At 59.1% G+C, this 21,258-nt stretch carries 22 protein-coding genes and 1 tRNA gene; 5 read left to right on the forward strand and 18 right to left on the reverse strand.

Annotation, left to right across the window (positions count from 1 at the left end):
- Positions 1-71: 71 nt before the first annotated feature.
- Positions 72-365, forward strand: coding sequence for a thioredoxin family protein (locus tag WC184_02170; GenBank protein MFA7476686.1), 294 nt, complete (start codon positions 72-74; stop codon positions 363-365).
- A gap of 237 nt (positions 366-602) precedes the next feature.
- Complete coding sequence (locus WC184_02175) at positions 603-1,955, forward strand: NAD(P)/FAD-dependent oxidoreductase (protein ID MFA7476687.1); 1,353 nt, start codon at positions 603-605, stop codon at positions 1,953-1,955.
- 156 nt (positions 1,956-2,111) lie between these two features.
- Here the strand turns inward: WC184_02175 and WC184_02180 are convergent, their stop codons facing one another.
- The 6 genes from WC184_02180 to WC184_02205 form a co-directional block, all read right to left on the reverse strand.
- Positions 2,112-2,504, reverse strand: a complete 393-nt coding sequence (locus WC184_02180) for a hypothetical protein (GenBank protein ID MFA7476688.1) — start codon at positions 2,502-2,504, stop codon at positions 2,112-2,114.
- Positions 2,505-2,717: 213 nt separating this feature from the next.
- Positions 2,718-3,230: a hypothetical protein gene (locus WC184_02185; GenBank protein MFA7476689.1), complete on the reverse strand. Its 513-nt coding sequence runs from the start codon at positions 3,228-3,230 to the stop codon at positions 2,718-2,720.
- A 250-nt stretch (positions 3,231-3,480) separates the two neighbouring features.
- On the reverse strand, positions 3,481-4,245 hold the full coding sequence (locus tag WC184_02190) for an ABC transporter permease (GenBank protein MFA7476690.1): 765 nt from the start codon (positions 4,243-4,245) through the stop codon (positions 3,481-3,483).
- Positions 4,242-5,117, reverse strand: a complete 876-nt coding sequence (locus WC184_02195; GenBank protein ID MFA7476691.1) for an ATP-binding cassette domain-containing protein — start codon at positions 5,115-5,117, stop codon at positions 4,242-4,244. The genes WC184_02190 and WC184_02195 overlap by 4 nt, the downstream gene beginning before the upstream one ends.
- Before the next feature lie 178 nt (positions 5,118-5,295).
- Positions 5,296-7,746, reverse strand: a complete 2,451-nt coding sequence (locus WC184_02200) for a cation-translocating P-type ATPase (GenBank protein ID MFA7476692.1) — start codon at positions 7,744-7,746, stop codon at positions 5,296-5,298.
- A complete protein-coding gene (locus WC184_02205; protein ID MFA7476693.1) occupies positions 7,743-7,964 on the reverse strand; it encodes a heavy-metal-associated domain-containing protein in 222 nt (73 codons plus the stop codon). Before WC184_02205 ends, WC184_02200 begins: the two co-directional genes overlap by 4 nt.
- A gap of 179 nt (positions 7,965-8,143) precedes the next feature.
- On the opposite strand from WC184_02205, the gene WC184_02210 reads away from it, so the two are divergent.
- On the forward strand, positions 8,144-8,578 hold the full coding sequence (locus WC184_02210) for a heavy metal-responsive transcriptional regulator (protein MFA7476694.1): 435 nt from the start codon (positions 8,144-8,146) through the stop codon (positions 8,576-8,578).
- 206 nt (positions 8,579-8,784) lie between these two features.
- Positions 8,785-9,012: a hypothetical protein gene (locus tag WC184_02215; protein MFA7476695.1), complete on the forward strand. Its 228-nt coding sequence runs from the start codon at positions 8,785-8,787 to the stop codon at positions 9,010-9,012.
- Between the two features lie 82 nt (positions 9,013-9,094).
- Here WC184_02215 and WC184_02220 read toward each other — a convergent pair whose 3' ends face one another.
- The 11 genes from WC184_02220 to rapZ all read right to left on the reverse strand — a co-directional run bounded on the left by WC184_02220 (position 9,095) and on the right by rapZ (position 18,470).
- Positions 9,095-10,051, reverse strand: coding sequence for a bile acid:sodium symporter (locus tag WC184_02220; protein ID MFA7476696.1), 957 nt, complete (start codon positions 10,049-10,051; stop codon positions 9,095-9,097).
- Between the two features lie 25 nt (positions 10,052-10,076).
- Positions 10,077-10,232, reverse strand: coding sequence for a hypothetical protein (locus tag WC184_02225; protein ID MFA7476697.1), 156 nt, complete (start codon positions 10,230-10,232; stop codon positions 10,077-10,079).
- A gap of 333 nt (positions 10,233-10,565) precedes the next feature.
- Positions 10,566-10,652, reverse strand: a tRNA-Leu gene (locus WC184_02230).
- Positions 10,653-10,753: 101 nt separating this feature from the next.
- Positions 10,754-11,707 carry a c-type cytochrome gene (locus WC184_02235; GenBank protein ID MFA7476698.1) on the reverse strand — a complete coding sequence of 318 codons (954 nt, stop codon included), beginning with the start codon at positions 11,705-11,707 and terminating at the stop codon, positions 10,754-10,756.
- A complete protein-coding gene (locus WC184_02240; GenBank protein MFA7476699.1) occupies positions 11,704-13,263 on the reverse strand; it encodes a cbb3-type cytochrome c oxidase subunit I in 1,560 nt (519 codons plus the stop codon). The genes WC184_02235 and WC184_02240 overlap by 4 nt, the downstream gene beginning before the upstream one ends.
- Positions 13,256-13,795 (reverse strand): hypothetical protein, encoded by a 540-nt coding sequence (locus WC184_02245; protein MFA7476700.1) that lies wholly within the window; start codon positions 13,793-13,795, stop codon positions 13,256-13,258. Before WC184_02245 ends, WC184_02240 begins: the two co-directional genes overlap by 8 nt.
- A gap of 294 nt (positions 13,796-14,089) precedes the next feature.
- Positions 14,090-14,326: a preprotein translocase subunit SecG gene (gene secG, locus WC184_02250; protein MFA7476701.1), complete on the reverse strand. Its 237-nt coding sequence runs from the start codon at positions 14,324-14,326 to the stop codon at positions 14,090-14,092.
- Between the two features lie 115 nt (positions 14,327-14,441).
- On the reverse strand, positions 14,442-15,224 hold the full coding sequence (gene tpiA / locus WC184_02255) for a triose-phosphate isomerase (protein ID MFA7476702.1): 783 nt from the start codon (positions 15,222-15,224) through the stop codon (positions 14,442-14,444).
- Positions 15,217-16,335 carry a phosphoglycerate kinase gene (locus WC184_02260; GenBank protein MFA7476703.1) on the reverse strand — a complete coding sequence of 373 codons (1,119 nt, stop codon included), beginning with the start codon at positions 16,333-16,335 and terminating at the stop codon, positions 15,217-15,219. The genes tpiA and WC184_02260 overlap by 8 nt, the downstream gene beginning before the upstream one ends.
- Before the next feature lie 12 nt (positions 16,336-16,347).
- Positions 16,348-17,361 (reverse strand): type I glyceraldehyde-3-phosphate dehydrogenase, encoded by a 1,014-nt coding sequence (gap, locus tag WC184_02265; GenBank protein ID MFA7476704.1) that lies wholly within the window; start codon positions 17,359-17,361, stop codon positions 16,348-16,350.
- Positions 17,362-17,615: 254 nt separating this feature from the next.
- Complete coding sequence (rapZ, locus tag WC184_02270) at positions 17,616-18,470, reverse strand: RNase adapter RapZ (GenBank protein ID MFA7476705.1); 855 nt, start codon at positions 18,468-18,470, stop codon at positions 17,616-17,618.
- Between the two features lie 113 nt (positions 18,471-18,583).
- On the opposite strand from rapZ, the gene WC184_02275 reads away from it, so the two are divergent.
- Positions 18,584-20,341 carry an ABC transporter substrate-binding protein gene (locus tag WC184_02275; GenBank protein MFA7476706.1) on the forward strand — a complete coding sequence of 586 codons (1,758 nt, stop codon included), beginning with the start codon at positions 18,584-18,586 and terminating at the stop codon, positions 20,339-20,341.
- 14 nt (positions 20,342-20,355) lie between these two features.
- Here WC184_02275 and WC184_02280 read toward each other — a convergent pair whose 3' ends face one another.
- The gene (locus WC184_02280) at positions 20,356-21,255 is read right to left on the reverse strand and encodes a class I SAM-dependent methyltransferase (protein ID MFA7476707.1); all 900 of its coding nucleotides are present in this window, start codon (positions 21,253-21,255) and stop codon (positions 20,356-20,358) included.
- Between the last annotated feature and the right edge of the window lie 3 nt (positions 21,256-21,258).

The following is a 21,258-nucleotide window of genomic DNA, read 5'->3' on the forward strand; positions in this document are numbered from 1 at the left end:
TTGACCTTCCATTGCGGTGGAAGGTTTATGGTAGCTCGCAGATCGCGACCCCGAGTGTGAGAAGGACCGCCATGAAGATCGAACTACTGTACTTCGACGACTGCCCAAACTGGAAGGTCGCCGCTGAACGCCTCGCCGACGTCGCAGGCGACCGTGGTCTGACGGTGGAGCGGCGTCTCGTGACGACTCCCGAGGAGGCCGAGGCGGCCCGGTTCCGGGGCTCGCCGACGATCCTGGTCGACGGTGAGGACCCGTTCGCTTCGGGGGACGAGCCGTTCGGCCTCGCGTGCCGCGTCTACCAAACCCTCGACGGGCTGGCCGGGTCCCCGACCACCGAGCAGCTCGAAGCGATCCTCGATGCGTGACCGGGTCCTCGCTCCGGTTGCCTTGGCCGACGCGATCACGTGCTGTGGCGTGACGGCGCTCATTGCCGGGTTGGTCAGCGGGTTTGCATTGGCCACGACGGGGCGGCTGACGGCGGTTTCTGTCGCCGGTCTCGGCGTCATCGTGGCCATCGCGTGGTGGCTCGACCGCCGTCGGCACCCTCACGCCCCAACTTGCGACATCGGCAACAGATCGGCGCATCCCGAGGAATCACTGCGATGACCGACACCTACGACCTGATCGTCATCGGAGCGGGCATGGCCGGCGCCGCGGCGGCGAGCAAGTGTGCCTCCGAGGGGTGGAAGGTCGCGATCGTCGACGAGCTGCCCTACGGGGGCACCTGTGCGCTGCGGGGCTGTGACCCGAAGAAGATTTTGCGCCGCGGCGCCGAGATCATCGACAGCGCCCGGCTCATGGCCGGCAAGGGCATCGACGCTAACGGTTTGAACATCAACTGGACCGACCTGATGAAGCACAAGCGCGGCTTCACCGATCCGGTCCCCGAGAACATGGAAGCCGGCCTAGTTGGCAACGGTGTCGAGACCCTGCACGGCACCGCCAGGTTCGAGGACGAGCATCGCCTCGCCATCGACGAGGTGACCTACGAGTCGGCGCACTTCCTGATCGCCACCGGCGCTCGACCCCGACCCCTGGACTTCCCCGGCCATGAGCACCTGATCGACAGCACCGCCTTCCTCGAGCTCGACGACCTCCCTCGCCGCGTGCTCTTCGTCGGCGGCGGGTTCGTGTCGTTCGAGTTCGCCCACATCGCAGCCCGGGCCGGGACCCGGCCGGTGATCATCGACCGCGGCGTCCGTCCACTCAAAGGCTTCGACCCTGACCTGGTCGACCTCCTGGTGGCCCGAGGCTCCGACGCGGGCATTGAGGTGCGCCCCGAGACGACGATCACCGGCATCGAGCCAGTCGGATCGGGCTACCGGGTCACCCTCGACACGGCCGGGAACCCGGCCGAGATCGAGACCGATCTCGTTGTCCACGGCGCCGGACGCATCCCCCAGCTGTCCACGCTCGACCTGGACGCGGCCAACGTCGCCCACGACACCGCAGGCGTGACCGTCGCAGGCCACCTCCAGAGCACCACCAACCCCGCCGTCTACGCAGCGGGTGACTCCGCCGACACCCCCGGTGCGCCGCTAACCCCGGTGGCGGTGTTCGAGGGCAAGGTCGCCGCATCGAACATGCTCAAGGGAACTACGACCGTCCCGGACTACGCCGGTGTTCCAACGGCGGTGTTCACCATCCCCGAACTCGTTCGCGTCGGCCTCCTCGAACACGAAGCAACAGCAGCTGGCATCAACGTGGACGTCCGCTACAACGACACCAGCGGCTGGTACTCCAACTACCGGATCGGCGAGACAACCGCAGCCACCAAGATCCTCGTCGACACCGCCGACGACACGATCGTCGGCGCCCACATGCTCGGCCCCGAGTACGGCGAGCTGATCAACGTCTTCAGCCTCGCCATCAAGCTCGGCCTCACGACCCGGCAGCTGAAGTCGATGACCGCCGCCTATCCCACCGTCGGATCAGACCTCGGCTCGATGCTCTGACCAGTTGGGACGCGAGGTGATCGGTTCATCTATCTCACCCTGGGGGCCTCGTGCACGGCGACCCCACGTCCCGGACCTGCGCCACCGCCACTACCTCGAGTGAGGAGGGGCAAGGGAACCGCCTCGCCCATCTGGAGGTGTGCGCCTCAGCCTGGCCTAGGCCAGAGCACGACCGGCGAGGTAGCCGAGGCCGGTTAGGACGAACGCCAGGAGGGACAGGGCCACATAGCCCGCGGCCTCGGCGGTCCGCTCTGCCCTCATCAAGATGGGTCTCGTGCCCGAAGGTCGAAAACGTCGTGTACGCCCCGAGGAACCCGACTGCGATAGCGGTGCTCGTAACGCCAGTGTGCAGTCTGTCGAGCGCTGTTCGGCGAGGATGTCAGCATCGCCGATGCGAATCCTCCCCTTATGCCGACCGCCTGACGCATGGTCGTGGCGTAGCGCTGCCGCTCGCGCAGGTCGGCCAGGAAGTTGGGCATCGCTCGGTCGTGCCAGACGTCCCACCGTTGTTGCGGAGCCCAGGTGCGTGCGTAGATCGCCTGGATCCACGTCGCATTCGACTGCGCGGGAGGCGGGAGCGAGCGAGCTCGAGCGCTGCTTCGAAAATGTCCGCCACGGTGGCCCGGCCTGGCGATAGATGACCTGGTTCCCGTTCCGGCGCGACGTGACCGGACCCACACCTCGGAGGGCCTGCAGGTGCGTAGACGCCGTGGTCACGTTGAGGGCAACGACACCCGCTAGGTCCAACACCGACCGTTAACCTTACGCCAACAGCTGAAGCATCTGCAGCCGCGAGCCGTTGCCCAACACCCGGGCGGTTCGGGCGACCTCTCCGAACACATCCCCGGCCTCATACTCCATAGTTCCGTAGATTAAAGAAGTACCTGGTGAAGTCCAACCCATCCTGGGGTGCCGTGAGATATTGGGCCGAGGTCGGATCCCCTTGGCGGGTGGTACAGCCTCGACCTGGAACCAACACCGATCTCCAGCTGCAAGGCCCGGGCTGGAGCCGTTCTCGTGGCTGCCATAAAAATTGGCGCTGGCGTAACCGCTGGCATCATCTCGTTGATGACCATGACGGCCGGCATGCCGCTTCTCGTCATGGCCGGGATCATCGGATTGGACGACCCGCTCGGCGGAGGCGGAGGGCTGAACACCGACGGCAGCCCGCCGACCGCCCGCCCCGGAACCTCGAACCATGAGCAGGGCCTCGCCATCGACTTCGACCGCCGCTCCAGCCGGGGCGCCGCCTTCTCCCAGTGGCTCGCCTCTCATGCACCCGAGTTCGGCATCTACAACCTGCGAAGCGAGCCATGAAATTGGAGTACTACCGTGTCTTGAGTTATGTGTTGGCAAGCTCCCGTCGGCCCTAACCACCGGTCCCTACCCGCCTCAGGCTGACACCGGGTAGACGAGCCCGGCGGCGACGGGAACGCCGACCCCGTTGAACAAGAAGGCGGTATCTGCTACCGCAGGCGTCAAGGCCGAAGAACGTAGAGGTACGCGACCCGTGAAAACACCCAAACTATTGGATGGCCATTCTGATGAATCGACGAATCCCAACCCAGGCCATCACCATCGTGGAGACCGCCGTTCCCAGCAAACTATATCCGAGGGCCATGTGCGGAACTTCGGGAGTCAGAATGGCTCGGAACGCCTCGCTGACGTAGACGAGAGGGTTCACTAGGACAAGCATCTGGACCCAGCGGAGATTCTCCAAGCTCGGCCAAGCGAAGAAGGTAGGGCCGAGAAGAACCATGGGGATGAGGAACCCTGGAAACATCGCGGGTATCTGCGATGGTTTGAAGATCGTCCCAAGCAAGAGTCCAAGGGATGCGGACGTCAAGCCAGCAAGGAGGAGCACCGGCACCGCGTAGGCGAGGTTCTCCAGCCTGACTGTGAGATCTGCTCCCATGATGGCCCAGGCAAGTGGAAGCACGATCAAGCCGCCCAGCCACGCTTCGAGGACGCCGATCACCATCTTGGCATAGGCAACGGTTGCGGGCCCCGCTGGGGCAAGTAGCCGATCCTCGATCTCCCGAGATACTCCGAAATCAAGAATCAGAGGGATGCCTACACCATGCAGGCCGGCCACCATCACGCTCATAGCGAGGACTCCCCCGAACATAAGCGTCGGAAACGTGTCCGGGACCTGCCCAATGTTTGGGAGTACGAAACCAAAGACGAAGATGAAGACGAGCGGAAGCATCGCGACCCGGTAAGCAAAATTCCAGAAGTTCCGCTTAGTGACCACCAGGTCTCGCTGGACCATGGCAAAGAACGCGCTCATCGGTCTTCCAATCCTCTCCCGGTGAGATGGATAAAGGCATCATTGAGGGTGCTGAGTTGAAGGTTGAGTCCAACTAGCGTGCGACCTCTCCTATGAACCCACGCGACAATCGCGCCGAGATCCGGGCTCGCTCCTCGCATGAAGAGTCTCACGGTATTCATCTCCACCGTAAGATCGGCTACACCAGGCAGCGCTATCGCTTCGGCGAGTAGACTGTCATTTACCTCGTCCAACTCAAGCGATACGACGTTCTGGCCTGGCACGAGCTTCTTAAGCCCCGCCGGAGTGTCGAGTCCCTTGATTTCCCCATGGTTGATAATGGCAACCCGGTCAGCCAGTTGGTCGGGTTCTTCCATATAGTGGGTGGTCAAGAAGATCGTTGTTCCGTTTTGATTCAGCCTCTTAATCTCTTCCCAGAGCAAAGTGCGAGATTGTGGGTCAAGCCCCGTCGTTGGCTCGTCGAGAAAAAGAATCTCGGGATCGTGCATGAGCGCTCGAGCGATCTTGAGCCGCTGAGCCATACCCCCGGAGAACCCGGCGACCGGATCATCAGCTCTCGCATGGAGGTGCAGCCGTTGTAGCCACTCATCTGTGCTGCGGGCACTCTCGCCCAGCGGGAGGCCAAAATACCGAGCGTGGAAGAGCAAGTTTTCACGAGCCGTTAGACTTCGATCCAGATTGTTGTGTTGAGGAACGACGCCTATACGTCGCCGTGCTCCGGCAAGATCATCCCAGACCGACCTTCCTCCCAAAAGGATCTCTCCCGTCGTGGGTCGAGCTTGGGTCGTGAGCATTCTAATTGTCGTAGTTTTTCCAGCCCCGTTCGGGCCAAGAAACCCAAAGATCTCTCCTTGCTTTACTTCAAAATTGATACCTCTAACCGCCTCAACCTTTCGCCCCCCGGGGAGCCTAAATACCTTCCAAAGATCCGAACCTTTAGCACGATGTCAGCCACGGCTGGTCTCCATTCTGTGTTTCTCGATCGTTGATTCGACTCATCCGGCGCCTTACTGGCAGCCGTCGTGAGTCCCGCGTCTGGTCGCTGGTGCGTCATGACCGTTCTCCGCTGGGGGTCCGACCTACGCTGCCGATCGCCTCGAACAGCAACGACGGCTTGCCACCGAGTGAGTTGACGAAGATCGTCGTAACCGACAGAGCCATGGCGATCATCGCCCACACCGGGTAGACGAGCCCGGTGGCGGCGGCCGGAATACCGATCCCGTTGAACAAGAAGGCGATGGCGACGTTCTGACGGACCCTCCGGTAGCTAGAGCGGCTGATCTGCTGGGCGGTGAGGACAGCAGATAGGTCGTCGCGCAGGATGATCACGTCGGCGGACTCGACTGCGATGTCAGTGCCGCCACCCATAGCGATGCCAACGTCGGCTTGCATGAGGGCGGGCGCGTCGTTGATCCCGTCTCCGACCATGGCCACCCGGGTGCCGTCGGCTTGGATCTGGCGGACGATGTGGGCCTTACCATCGGGAAGTACCTCAGCGTGGACCTCGTCGATGCCGACCTGCTGGGCGACCACCCGGGCGGCGTGTTCGTTATCGCCAGTCACCATCGCCACGCGCATCCCAGCCGACCGCATGTGGCGCACCGCGTCTAGGGCGTCGGTGCGTAACTCGTTGCCGAGTCCCATGACGCCGACCAGCGTCCCGTCCACGGCGACCGCCGCCACGGTGCGGCCCGCTGCCTCCAGCGCCTCCACCGATTTGGCGAGATGGTCCGCGGGCACGCCGCGGTCGATGAGGAACTTGGGTCGGCCGACCAGCACATGGCGGGTCCCGACCCGTGCTTCGACGCCGAAGCCGGTGACCGAGACGAAGTCGTCGGGGTCGGCCACGGCGAGGCCGCGGGATGCGGCGGCGTCGATGACAGCCCGGGCCAGAGGGTGCTGCGAGTGGCTCTCGGCGGCCGCCGAGAGAGCGAGCAAGTCGTCTTCGGTGATGCCGTCCCCGATGGGGATGATCTCGAGCACCGCGGGGCGGCCCTCAGTGATAGTCCCGGTCTTGTCGAGAAGGACCGTACGTACCTGGCCGAAGGTCTGGAAGGCCTCGCCGGTGCGCATAATGATGCCGCGGTCGGCGGCTTCGCCGGCGCCTCGCACGATAGCGAGCGGAGCGGCGATGCCGACTGCACATGGATAGCCCATGACCAGCACCGAGATCCCGGCGAACACGGCACGGCGCACGTCCGGCTCACCGTCGAGCAAGACCGTGGCGATGAGCCAGACCACCAGGGCGCCCGCCGCCACCAATAGCACGGTGGGGGTGTAAACCCGGAGCACCCGGTCGACGAGGTGCAAGATGCCGGGCTTGAGAGCCCGGGCGTCCTCGACGTGGCGGACGACCTGGGCCAAGAAGCTGTCTGCACCGACCCGGGCGACCTCGACCAGCAGGGTGCCGTCGCCGTTGATGGAACCGCCGATGACCTCGTCGTTGACTGAGCGGTCCACCGGCACGGGCTCACCAGTGACCAGGGACAGGTCGACGGCGGAATGGCCTCTTTCAACCCGCCCGTCGACGGGGATGCGCTCGCCGGGGCGCACCCGCACCAGATCACCGACTTGGACCTGATCGATGGGGACGTCCCGCTCGATACCGCCGCCCACGACCCGGGCCGTGTCGGGCTGGAGGTTGAGAAGCTTCCTGACCGCTTGGCTGGAGCGGGTCTTGACCAGCAGCGACAGCCACTCCGAGAAGATGTGGTAGTTCGCGACGAGGACGGTCACAGCGAAGAACGGCGCGGTCGGGTAGTCATCCAGCACGCCGGTCAGGCCGATGACCCCGCCGGCCATACCGGCGAAGGCGCCGACCTCCAGGAGCACGTGCTGGTTGAGGATGCGTGGCCGGGCCGACTGATACGCCATGCGCAAGATGTGCAGCGCCACGCCGAAGACGACGAACAGCGCCAGCCCGCCCGTGATCCACCCCGCGGCCGACTCGTCGATGACCCCGGAGGCGCGCCCCGCTACCGCCGCCGCGGCAGGCCCCATCAGCGCCAGCGCGCCAGCAGCAGCCGGGACAGGACCGGCCGGGCGCAGAATGGCGTAGGCGACCGGCACCATCAGGGCGAACACCGACAGCGGCACGAGCACCGACCAGATGCCGGTGACGTTGGCGATGAGCGCGATGGCGGTCAGACTGGCACCCACGGCCACTAGGAGGCGTTTGCCTTCGCGGACGAGGTCGGCCTCTTCCTCCTCGAACGGGCGCAGCTTGCGGGGGTCGTAGAGGTCATAGCCAATGTCGCGCAGCGTGGTCAGGATGTCCTCGGGACGGACCAGGCTCGGGTCGTAATCGACCAGGGCCTGCTCGTGGGTGAGGCTCACCGCCACCTTCTCGACGCCCGGCTGGCGGCCGAGGGCCTTCTCGATCGTTCCGGTGCACAACGAGCAGTGGAGCCCGGCGATCCGTGCCCGGATCCGAGCATGGCCCTCCAGGTGACTCGGCTCCTCCAACCACAGCGCCTCGGTTTCGGATGCGGTCGTCGTCATTGGGGCTGGGACTCCTGGATCTCGTAGCCAGCGTCGCTGAGGCGCTGGCGGATCACCTGTTCTGGCGCCTCGGCGGGGTCGTGGTCGACGACGACGCTGCCACTGCGGTGATCGGCATCCACCTTGCGGACGCCGTCGAGGCGGCTGAGCGAGGTGGCGATGCGGGACTCGCAGCCGGTACAGCTCATGCCAGTCACGGTGATTTGAAGACGGCTCATAGGGGGATACTCCTGTCGATCTGTGGTTCCGCATGCACCGTAGACCTTCCATCTGACTAGAAGGTCAAGGGAAACCTCGAAGGCGCCAGCGTCGCAGAACACGCTTCTTGAGAAGGCCGGATCAGCTGAGCATCGGCCGAGCTATCCTTCTAGCCAGAAGGAATGTTGGAGGTGTGTGCGTGCGTATTGGAGAACTGGCCAACCAGCTCGGCCTGAACCCCAGGACCATCCGCTACTACGAGAGCATCGGGCTTCTCCCAGAACCAGCGCGGACTCCGTCCGGCTACCGGGACTACGACGAACGGGCCGGTGAGCTGCTCACCTTCATAAGGACCGCGCAGGGCCTTGGCATCACCCTCGATGAGATCCGCGAGATCCTCGCTGTGCGGGACCGAGGCCAACAACCCTGCAGCTACGTGCGCGATCTTCTCCGCCAGCAGGTCGACGACATCGACGAGCGCATTGCCGAGCTCGGCCGACTCCGCAACGAACTCGTCACCCTCGACGCCATCGCCGACCAGCTGCCCGACCCTGGGCCTGGCCAGTGCCGACTAATCGAACACGTCCGCCAGATCCAGCCAGCCAGCGAACGCGTCACTGCGACACGCCTCTGAAACACACCCTCGAGCCTTGAGCATTCCGCTCGGGCACGTCCGGGTCCACGTCGGCCGACCACCGGTCGGTGGACTTCAGTGGGGGTCGAGCGATCGACTCGAAGTGGTGGTCAGGTCCATAGGTCGCGCCCAGGATGGCTCCTTGCAGGCGGGTGACGCGGGCTGCCTCGGTCAACGAGTGAACTCAACATCGAGGCTGGCAAGCAGTGCACGGACGGGCTGCTCGATGTCGTCGCGGATGGGCCGGCCAAGGCGTCGACGCCTTGGCCGGCGGGGTCTTCGAGCTCCCAGTCCTCATACCGGGTCCCAGGGAAGTACGGGCCACAGCCCATGGTCACGACGACGTCCGCGGCCTGGACGATCCCGGAAGTCCATGGCTTGGGGAACTCCTGAGCAATGTCGATGCCGACCTAGGCCATGACCGCAACCGCTGACGGGTTAACCGCTGTGCCGGGTTCAGAGCCGCCGGACCACTCACCGAACCCGCCGCCATCCCCAACTAGAACCCAGACGGCATCACCGGACGATTCGAGACCCGACTTCTCGCGTGAGGAGGTGAGCTGCCCCGGAAAGCACAGGCAGCTCGAGAAGCGGGCCGACAACAAGGGCCACAGCGATTAGGGGCTGGTCGGGGAACGCCGCGGTGGCAATGGCGAGCGCGATGGGCGAGTTACGGGCCATCGTCGTCATTGTGAGGGTGACCCGCTCGGCGGGTGCGAGACCAAGCCACGTCGATATCGCGTTGGCGATCCCGTAGGCCACGGCAAAGAACACGAGCAGCGGCACCAGCAGCCGCAAAAGCGCGTCCGGTTCGTCGATGACCAGCTGAGCATGCGTAGCGAAGATCGCGATGACAGCCACGGCGAGCAGGGCCAGACCGACCGGCTCGGAGTGGTCGAGGAGCGCATTGAGGCGTTCGCCCCTCCCTGTCCACGCCGCCGCCAGGCGGAGGCCGACGGCGACCGTGAGGGGGATGCCGAGGACGACCGCGACGCTGACTAACAGGTCGCCGACGGGAATATCGGCTGCGGTGCCGGTGAGGGCGACGACGAACAACGGCAACAGGGCGAGTTGCAGGATCAGGTTCACCGGCAATAAGGCGGCACCGAGTGCGACGTTGCCCCGTGCCGTAGCGATGAACACCAGATACCAATCGGTGCACGGTGTTACCAACAACATGACCAGCCCGATACGCAGATCCGGGTCGTTGACGAGGAACATCCAACCGAGCCCACCAGCAAACAGCGGCACCCATACAAAGTTGATGACCAAACTCACCCACGCCGTCCGTGGATGCGGGCGGATCGCTTCCGCGAACGCACCCGAGTGGATACCAGCGAACGTGAGGGCCAGCAGCCCCACCAACGAGGGAACAACCAGGCGCTCCGCGTGGTCTCCGATCTCAGTGGTCAGTCCAAGAGTAAGACCGATGGCGACAGCGCCGAGCACCACGGGCACCTGCCACCGCGTCACCCGACCACCACAGCCTCACCGTCACTCACGAGGCTTCCCACGTTAACAACGCCTCCCCGAACACCGTGGCCGACATCGACGCACCTTCAGGTGGCGCGGTGACCTCAAGCGATATCCCGCCGGAATCGACCGTGAGCGCTAACGAGAAGAACAAACAGCAGTCACGCTCAGCTTCAACCAACTCGGCTACCCCAATCAGATCCGTCGAGGTGCTGAACTCGAACCGCAGTCCGCCAGGAATCTCATCACGCCCGACGGCGCTCCGAAGTAGACGATGCTACTGGCCGATGCGCCTCACAGACCGGCTCCACGGGTTAATCGAGGAATCGGACGCGGCGGCGCTCGCCGATGAAACCAAACCGTCAGCCAGATACCAGAGCCACTGTCACCCACCGACCGGGACAACACACCCCGTATTCTGACAAGTGCTGACAAATCGCGGACAAATACCCTTTTACGCCACCAGAACCCCTACCCAAAACCAGCGATGACCAGCACTTTCGCGCTGGTCACGTGGTGTCGGAGGGGGGACTTGAACCCCCACGTCCTTTCGGACACTAGCCCCTCAAGCTAGCGCGTCTACCGATTCCGCCACTCCGACGTGGCCTACCTCGTCGAGGCAAGAACGTTTAGCATAGCGCCGTCACACAGAGATGTGAAAGTGGCTGTCAAGGAAACTGCGGCCCGAAAATCCAACCGAGTTCAGCCTAGTTTTTCACGCAACCGATGCACGTCATCCGCAGACCGATTTTGACCGCGTACCTCTTCAATCTGCGCTGCAGAAAGCGATGCTTTCCCAGCCGGTGTATCGCCACCCCAGCTTGTCACCACATAGTCAACCACGGCCGCCAACTCTGCATCACTGAGATGCCCCCAGCTCGGCATGACCCCGTTGTATGAATCTCCGTTCACCTCGATTGAACCTTGTAGACCATAAACCAGCACATTGGCCACGTAGTTCGCGCCACCTTCATGGCCTAACAGATCGGATAGGTGTCCGGCCAAAGGTGGAAATGAGCCTGGCAAACCTTCACCATTAGGTTGATGGCATGATGCACAGTTCTGGTAGACGGCGGCACCATCCACCTGGCCGTTTACCATGGGCGCTGCTTCTGGGGTGGGCAAGTGTACGTGTCGGTTTTCGACGCCGAACCCAAAAGCTGCTGCCCACGCCATCACGCCCACCACCGCGCTCAGCACCCAGCCTGCTGACTTTGAAAACATATAGCCCGCAAAGGTGGTCACCACGCTTAAAATGACATACCAAAGATGCACCCATGCATGTATCCACGGGCGTGCTTCAATGTATTCATACATCGAAGGCCACATAAGAAACATAACCGCAGCTGGCGCCAAGATAGCGGCTATTAACCACGCTGAGTGACCAATGCGGGGCCGGCCTGTTTCGTCGCGGGGCATTTGGTCTTTGTCCCCCAAGAGTAATTGCGCCAGCCCCACTCCCCACAGCGCACCTCCGACCATATAAAACAGATGTTCAATGTGGTGGTCGTGAATGCTGGTTTCCGGCGGTGGAAGACCGACAAGGAATACGCCCTGGAGCACAAAGAGCAGGCCAACAACCAAAATTATGTAGGTGTGTCGGCGCGATGCTGACCGGCGAGAAGCGGTCGAGCGACTTACGGTAGAGGAATTCACGGTGCCTCCAAGGTTGAAACAGGTGAACCGTTAGCCGAACCGGCTCCGTCAGCAGAACCGGCATTGACGAGCCCAGCCAAGCCATCTTGACTTTGGTTTCTCCACAACCGAGCGCCTTCATAAAGACAGACCAACAAGCCGCCCAGCAACACAATGGCCCCCACGGACGCTAAAGCTGATAAACCTTGGCCTGGGTCGGGCTGCACCATGTACCGGCGTGGAACACCTTCGGCCCCACTTACATAAAACCCGGTCAAGAACAGTGCGGTACCACCAAATACCATCACGCCTATCAACCAGCGCATGGCCGGGCTAGAGCGTTGATGGTGTCGCTCTTCGGCCTGTAGGAACACCCATCCCAAGGCGAAATAGAGGCATGAACCTAACAAATAATTGTGGAAATGCCCCGGCACCCACAGTGTGTTATGCAGATGAACGTTAAAGGGAACACTGGCATCTAATAGTGCTCCTGCCCCGCCAATGATCCAACCGGCCATACCGGCATACATAAATATCGATCCAACCGACCAGCGGACTTTAGCTCGCCAAATGAGCATTAATCCGCCGTAAACCGTTACTACCGACACCGGCACCGCTGACATGTACGAGAATACCTGACCGGAGTATTGCAGAATCAATGGCTGTGCATAATCCAAGTACATGTGGTGGAAATAGGCGGTGAGAACAAAAATCATGGTCCCCCACCAAGCCACTACAAACACCGCGTTGGTGTTCCATTTTCGATTTGTATAACGCGGTAGTCCTACATATACAAACGCTAGAAGCATGTAGATAATAAAATTGGCAATGCTATGACCAAAGAAATAGGTAAGGTTTTTTGCCCATATAGTATCTAAGGGAATAGCGGGGTTTATCCAGTGAACGATTAAGGCCACGCCAATAACCATGCCGCCAGCCGACATAACCATACCGTCAACAGAAATAACGATGGCCGGTAGCATCTGAGCCGGTAAAGGTTCACGTCCTGCGGCCTTGAACTGCTTTGCGTGAAACACCATGTCCCAGCCCAAGGCATCGCGAAGGCTACCTGAGCGGCGGATGACGGCTTTTAATATCTGTAGCGACCAAACCGTCCATCCAGCGGTGATAACCATAATACCGATTAGGAAAGAGCCGATCGACCAGTTAGGCCAAGTGGGGTTGTAAAACGGCAGCGGATACAAAAAAGTCCATGCGGCCCCGAACTTTCCGACAACGGTGGCCGCAATCACCATTGCTACCCCAGCCACAATTAGTCCAAAAGCCCACCAGGCTAAACGAATGTCCATGTCGACCTCGCGCCGAACGAGGTACCAAATTCCACCCATGCCGCATAGAAGCAGCGACACCACCATTCCCGCCCCGTGCAAGGTAAGTAAAGAATAAAATATTTCAGGATCAAGGCTGATCCAGCCAGCTTGCGTGATGCGCATGGTTAATCCCACCAGCATCAGCAAAAAAGCCACCGATAGACCAGTAGCTATATAGACAGCCATGACTCGTCTACCATCGGAGGAATCAAATTGGCGGCTATGAGCACTAATGGTTTCAGTCATTTCCTTCACCCACCGTGAACGAGCCGCCCATTAGGTGGTGCCCGATCCCGCAGAACTCCAAGCATCGAACGCTATATTGCCCTACTTCGGTGAAGGTCATTACTAGCTCATTGCGGTAACTAGGCATGGCTTGAACTTGACCGATTAATTGGTTGTCGGGGTTATAAATAGCGAAGCCGTGGTTCACGTCTGCCGCATAAACCTCGAAGATTATCGGCGTGTCGACCGGAATTTGCGGTGGTAAACCTTCAAATAAATACTGTCGCGCGATGATGTTGTAGTGAATTGCATTCTCATTTGCTGATGACTTTGACCGCCCGTATGGGTAGAACGGGATCATGATGAGAAATGCCAATATTAAGGTGGTGGAAAGAATAGCAAACCACCAGCGTCGAAGAGCGTAACCTTTGGTTGAAACCTCATCGAGGCGTTGAGTGGGACCGCGTGAGGTCAACGCCACGACTACGAAAAGCGCCACAATAGCCATTGCGATAATGGCAAAGGTAACCAAGACCAAGCCTTGCGTGTTCAAAGGTACTCCCCCCCTGAGCTACACGGTGGCCAAGACTGGATGGTCATCGGTAGCAATCCGACGAATTACCAAACTGCCGGCACCATACCACCAATATTTCACGTTTTCACTAGAAATATTTTTTGGAGGTTGTCGATCAGGGCGGGATACGATGTAGTGAGGCCTTAATTTAACTGAATTCAATACCGGTTAAAATCAGGCTTCTACGCCGCTCATTCAGCGTGAATCACCAGCTGAAGAAAGCTTTTTGTGGCCTAACGCGATACCTCGGGGGTACGGTTTGTCAGGCGTAAACTAGTTGATAACTAGTGCCAAACCGAAAGTGCTCATGCCAAAAATTATGGCAGCAAATACCGTCATACGGTCAAGGTTCTTTTCCATCACGGTTGAACCAGCAGCCGATGCGCCGATGCCACCGCCGAACATGTCGGAGAGGCCGCCGCCTTTACCGCTGTGCAGCAGAATTAGCACGACTAGCAACAAGCTAACCAGAACGTGAACAACAGTTATCAGTGCGGTGAGGATGGGCACAGAAGCTCCAAGCAGTAAAACGAGACCGGCTAGATGCTAGCAGCATTGCCGCCAAGTCATAGGTATTACACCCATACATTGGCGGCAAACACGCTTTAGAAACGTACAAATACTGTTACGCGCCGTTACGCCATTGAACAATCCGGGCGAAATCGTCGGCGTCGAGGCTGGCACCGCCCACCAACGCCCCGTCGATATCGGGTTGCGACATCAATTCGTTAGCATTGCCGGGTTTAACCGAGCCACCGTATTGAACTCGCACTCCCCCAGCGGCGGCATCACCAGCGGCGCTGGCAACGGTAACTCGAACCAGCGAGCACATGGCCTGGGCATCGGCGGGCGTGGCGGTTCGTCCGGTGCCAATGGCCCAAATTGGCTCATAAGCAATAACCAGTCCACCGACGGCCTCTGAGCTAACACCCATTAACCCGGCTCGCACCTGGGCGGCGACCTTCACTTCGGCCTGGCCTGCTTCGCGTTCCGCCAAGGTTTCACCGACACATAAAATAGGTGTCATGCCAGCTGCCAATATAGCTTTCACCTTTTTGTTCACCATGTCGTCGGTTTCGCCAAACAGCTCGCGCCGCTCCGAGTGACCAGCAATTACATAGGTCACATCTAACTTGGCCAACATGGCAGGCGCTACTTCACCGGTGAAGGCACCTTTTTCTTCCCAGTGACAGTGCTGGGCACCAAGCAACAGCGGAATATTCTCCGATTGGATAAGAGTCTGAATCGAACGAATATCGGTAAACGGCGGATGCACCGATATGTCAACCGCTTCATAATCATCACGTTCCAGTCGGTAGGAAAGCTTCTGAACCGTCTGAATCGCCTCGAAATGGTTGTGGTGCATCTTCCAGTTGCCACTAATTAGCGGCTTGCGGGCGCTACGCATTGGGAGCTCCTCTCAGTGCTTTTAGCCCGGGCAGGTCACCTTGCTCTAACAGTTCGAGCGAAGCGCCTCCCCCAGTAGAAATATGGTCGATCTCACTAGCTAAGCCGAATTCTGCCACGGCCGCTGCGGAATCGCCGCCGCCGACCACGGTGAAACCACGACAGTCAGCAACCGATTGCGCCACCGAGCGGGTTCCAGCAGCAAAACGCGGGTCTTCAAAAACTCCCATCGGCCCGTTCCAAAACACTGTGCGGGCTTCAGCTATCACATCGCCAAACTCAGCGGCGGTTCCAGGGCCAATGTCGAGACCCATCCAGCCTTCAGGTAGTGAAGTGCCAGCCTGGCGTACTTCACCGCCGGCCGCCGGGTCACCAATTTTTCCACCCGGTCCAAGAGCCGTGATATCAGATGGAAGGTGTATTTTGCCCGATTCCAATAAGCGTCGGCAGTTATCGATTTGGTCGGCTTCCAGCAGCGAGGCCCCTACCGAGTTACCTTGAGCCGCCAGGAATGTAAAGCACATTCCCCCGCCGATAACCACGGTGTCTACCACATCCATCAATGCTTCGATAACACCGATCTTGTCGAAAACCTTGGCCCCACCAAGCACCGCCACGAATGGGCGTTTCGGGTGCTCACGAAGACCACTCAGTACTTCTACTTCCCGCGCTAAAAGTCGCCCAGCGGCACTAGGTAAGAATTGAGGTGGCCCCACAATAGAGGCATGGGCGCGGTGCGAAACCCCAAAGGCATCGTTCACGTAAACGTCTTGGTCTTTGATCAACCGCTGCACAAACTCAGGGTCGTTGGCTTTCTCCCCAGCATCAAAACGTAGGTTTTCAGCTAGCTCAACCCCGGGGGCCAGTTCTGTTAAGCGATCAAGTACCGGTTTCAATGAGAACCGTAGATCAAAACGTGCTTCGGGTGGCCGCCCCAGATGGCTAATAGCCGTTACCTTGGCACCATGATCCACCAGATATTGAATCGTGGGCAGAGCAGCGCGAATTCGTAGATCGTCAACTATCTCCCCGTGGCGCAGTGGCACGTTGAAGTCGGCCCGCAACAACACTCGGCGACCGTCAAGATCGCCCAGATCTTCCAGCTGCGGCATGTCCACGAGTATCTAACCTTGGGTGGCGGAGCCGACTATGAGGACCAGATCTAACAAACGGTTGGAATAGCCCACCTCGTTATCGTACCAGCCGAATATTTTTACTAGGTTGTCCATCGCCAAGGTGAGGGGAGCGTCGTATACACACGAAGCGGTTGAACCCAGAATGTCTGATGAAACTAGAGGTGCTTCAGAGTATTCAAGGATGCCGGCCAACGGCCCTTCTGTTGCTGCTCGTTGGAACGCTTCGTTCACCTCTTCAACCGTGACGTTGCGACTGAGGTGGCCCACGAAATCGGTTATAGAACCAGCTGCCACCGGAACTCGAAGCGATATGCCGTCTAGCTTGCCTTCCATCGATTGTAAAACCAATCCCGTAGAGCGAGCCGCCCCGGTTGAAGTTGGTGCGATGTTGATTGCCGCGGCTCTAGCTCGCCTGAGATCTCGGTGTGATCCGTCCACCAGGTTTTGGTCACCGGTGTAGGCATGGACGGTTGTCATCAGGCCTTTTTCTACCCCGAAGGCGTCATCTAGCACTTTGATCATGGGTACGAAACAGTTCGTCGTACACGAGGCGTTTGATATCACCTTATGTTGGGCCGGGTCGAAAGTATCGTCGTTGACCCCAACCACGAACGTGGCGTCGGCCCCGGCTGCTGGCGCCGAAACGATAACGTAGGGTGCCCCGCTGTCTAGGTGCGCCGCCGCCGCGTCCCGAGTGTTGAACTGCCCGGTCGCTTCGACCACAACATCAACGCCTATATCGCCCCAGCGGAGATCCTTCGGGTTGCTTTCAGATAGGACGGTGACTTGGTGGCCATCGACTAGGAACCCCTGGTCGTTTACTTCTACGTTGGCTTCGAAACGGCCTGACATCGAGTCATACTGCAACAAATGAGCCATCGTTTCTTTAGGGCCCAACCCGTTCACCGCTACGAACTCGATATCTTCGTTCCTCATATTTGCTGCCCGAAAGAAGTGGCGCCCGATACGGCCGAAACCGTTGATCCCGACACGTATGCTCATTCTGATCTCCTCATGCGTAGTCTTCAGGCCGCTGGGCCGCTATTAGGTTCTATCTTGCCAGCAATGCCCCTCTGGGTTGGTATTACGCATGTGAAATCCAACCGAAATCAGAGCGAAACCGATGTTTCGATGGTATTCGGCCCATCTTCTAAAGGTAACCGTGTGACCCGAGACACTTAAGACGGTTGTGCATATTGGCTATCACCGGTGCCGCCGACACCGTATAGAGCGACCTTGAAGTTGAAGTTGAGCTTTCAGCGATCAATGTCGCGATGGGTGACCATAGGGTGATGGTGATGCTTCCTCAATCGTTCCGCCATTGCTTCGGCAATTACCACCGAGCGATGTCGACCTCCGGTGCAGCCAAAAGCCACTGTTAGGTACGATTTGCCTTCGTTCACAAAGGCTGGCAGCAATAGCTCGAAAAGGGCGTCTAAACGATCAAGGAAGTCGGCGGTTGCCTCTTGCGACATCACATAGTCGATAATCGGCTCATCGAGACCAGAAAGTGGCCTCAATTCACTTTCCCAATATGGGTTAGGCAGAAAACGACAGTCGATCACCATGTCAACATCTAGGGGAAGGCCGTTTTTAAACCCAAACGAGGTGATGGCGGTACGCAACAATGCGTTACCGTCAGCGCTTGGGGCGAACAGGTCGACAATTCGGTCTCTGAGCTGATGCACGTTCAAATCGGATGTGTCGACCACTACATCAGCATTGGCTTTGACCGATTCGAGCTGTTTACGTTCTTTCTCAACCGCTTCGGCCAACGACAGGTCATCGCCTAATGGGTGCCGCCGCCGTGAACCCTCATAGCGTCGCACCAATACGTCGGTGGAAGCTTCTAAGAACAACACCCGCACGGTAGAGTTCCCAGCTCGAATTTGGCGAAGCACCGGTACTAGCTCTTCGAATTCAGGTCCGGTTCCAGCCACAAAAACAACCCGATCAAAGGTTGCGCCCGGCGCTACCGCCAGTTCAGCCACTTTTGGAATGAGCTGTGGTGGAAGGTTGTCGATCACGAACCAACCCAAATCTTCAAGGTGGTCGCCAGCGCTGGAACGCCCCGCCCCTGACAGCCCTGTGATCACAATGAATTCGCTCATGGTCTCTCCCTCTCCTAGGTTTGACTCAATCTAGATACGAGGCAAAACCAGGTTACGACCCGTGGCCGTGGCTGCTAGCTTAAGTGACGACAAATCTATTAATAGGGGGTTCTATGGATAGGTTATGGCGCAAATCGCGTCTGGCGTTGTTGCTCATTGCCGCTCTGGCGCTTGTTGCCAGTGCTTGTTCTAGTGACGACAACGGGAATAGCAGCGGTAACGGTGGTTCAAGCACCACCCTGCTACAGGAACGCCCAAGTGATGACGATGAGCCTGATGGCACCACCGAAGCCAGCTATGGCGGCTCTATCACCATTGGCACCGAAGGTGAAAATAGCACCCTTGTTCCGTCGGGAGGCAGCATTCGTTCCACCACCGGCTACGCCTTGTATGACCCACTAGTTAGCTTGAATGATGCTGGTGAATTCGAAGGCTTCTTGGCCGAATCAATCGACGCTAATGACGATTTGACCGAATGGACCCTTGAGCTTCGCTCGGGCATTCAGTTCCACGACGGCACACCTTTCGATGCCGAAGCGGTTGAATGGAACTACGAAAATCTGCAGCTGCGTGAAGGCTCAACCACACTCGGTTCGCTGCGCGGTGCCGGTTTAGAGTCGGTAGAAGCTACCGGTGACTTAACCGTGGTGTTCCACCTGAGTGGAACCAACGCAGCTTTCCCCGACGTTTTGCGTGGTAGTGGCGGATGGATGGTTTCCCCCACGGCCTATGAAGCTGACCCCGAGGGTTTCGGTGACAACCCCATTGGAACAGGCCCCTTCGAGTTCAAAGAGTGGCGCCGCGACGATCGTTTAGTGCTGACCCGAAACGCCAACTACTGGATGGTTGACGCCGAAGGCAACCAGCTGCCTTATTTAGACGAGGTAGTTATTCGCCCGATTCCTGATGAGGAAAGCCGAGTACAAAGCCTCTCCGCCAAAGACATCGACGTTATTCAAACCTTGCGTGGCTTGATGGTGAAACGAGTGCTCGATCTAGAAAGCGACGGCGGCTACAAGGTAAGTGTGCATGTTGGAAACACTTCACACGCCATGGTACTAAACACCCTCGAGCCACCCCTTGACGACAAGCGGGTACGGGTTGGTTTGGCCATGGCCATTGACCCCCTGGCCGTACAGAAAGTTATTGGCGACGATGGTCTAACCCTGCCTGCAACCGGATTCTTTAGTACCGATAGCCCTTGGTATTCAGAAGTGGTTGCCAAGGCGTATCCCATTACCGAAGAGCCTGATACCGAAGGTGCTCGGGCGCTGATTGAAGAATACGAAAACGATCCTGATCGCTCCGACAATAAACCAGTTGGCTCGCCGATTTCAGTTGAATACCGCTGCATGCCCGACCCAGCTCTGTTGCAGGCAGGCCAGCTGTACCAGAACATGTGGGGCGCAATTGGTGTTGATGCGTCATTAGCTCAGGCCGACTATGCGGCGCAGGTGTCACGTACTATTGGCACCCCCGATACCGACCCGCCTTTCCGCGGCGATTTCAACATCAGTTGTTGGCGTTCCGGGGCCGGTAGCCTCGACCCTTACACGGCTTTTAAGAACGAGTTCGGACCGGTAGCCACAACGGCCACCAACTATTCCAACTTTACGAGCGAAGAAATCGATCGGTGGGTTGATGTGCTGCGTAGTAGCACCGATCTCAACGAGCGATTTGAAGCTGTGGAGCAGATTGGTTTGATTCTGGCGGATGAAATGCCGGTAATTGTGGTTTCACCTACACCAACTGCGGTGGGCTACCGCGATGCCATTCACGGCATTGCTAGCTGGCTGTTGCCTAGTGGAAACAAGGGTACCGGCACTGAAGGTGGCGAAATGCATCTGCATCAGGCCTACCTCGACCAGTAATTCTCAATAGTTACTTAGTGTTGTTGCGCTGCTACTTTTTGGCAGCGCAACAACAACAGCCGTGGGATGGTAGCGGCGTCATCGTATTCAGCCGCCCGAGCCAAAAATCCTGGGGGTGGCGAAGGCTCGACCATCTCGGTAATAAACAATCCGGCATTGGCAAGAGCGTTCACATAGCGACTTAGCGGCCGATGGATAAAGGGAATGAACACACCCTTTTCCACTTCTTCAATGGTTTCGTCTTCCACCAGATACGGTCCGATGCGCCAATACTGTTCGGGCGGTTCGATGATTTGATCGTCAATCCAGCCGCTATTTGGGGTTTGTAGCAACGGATGGTTCAAGAAGAATAGGAACTTTCCACCTGGCTGCAAGACCCGGGCGACTTCGGCAATAGCTTCGTCTACCTGTTGAATGTGTTCGAACACTAAACACGCCACCGCTACCTGAAAACTATCGTCAACAAAGGGCAACTGTGCCGCTCCGCTGCGAACATAGCCGGGCCCGCCACCCCGCCGGGAAGCTTCTACAATTTGGGCCCAGGTAGGGTCTACACCTACTACTTGGCGCACCCCAAGACGGCTAGCGAGCCGCGAAATTTGGCCTTCACCGCAACCCACATCAAGTACCGAAGCCGCGCCACGTAGACCTTCGGCGGCCAGAGGTAGAATTTGTTCTTCATATTCTGGATCGGCACCTTCGGAAAAACCTTCTTGCCACCAGCTGGCATGTTCTTCCCACAACTTGGCGTCATCTAGGGCGCTGCGTTCGCTGCCATCACGAAAAGAGCCCACTAGCTCAATCACGTCGTCGGAGCTTGGGTCGTCGCTGTTCTCACCAGGGGTGGGGCCAAAATCCGAGTCACGGTAGCTACTGGGCTCAGAATTTGAGGGGTGGGGGTTGTTGCTGGTCACGTG

It is taken from the genome of Acidimicrobiia bacterium (assembly GCA_041676705.1).
Lineage (GTDB): Bacteria > Actinomycetota > Acidimicrobiia > Acidimicrobiales > SKKL01 > Actinomarinicola.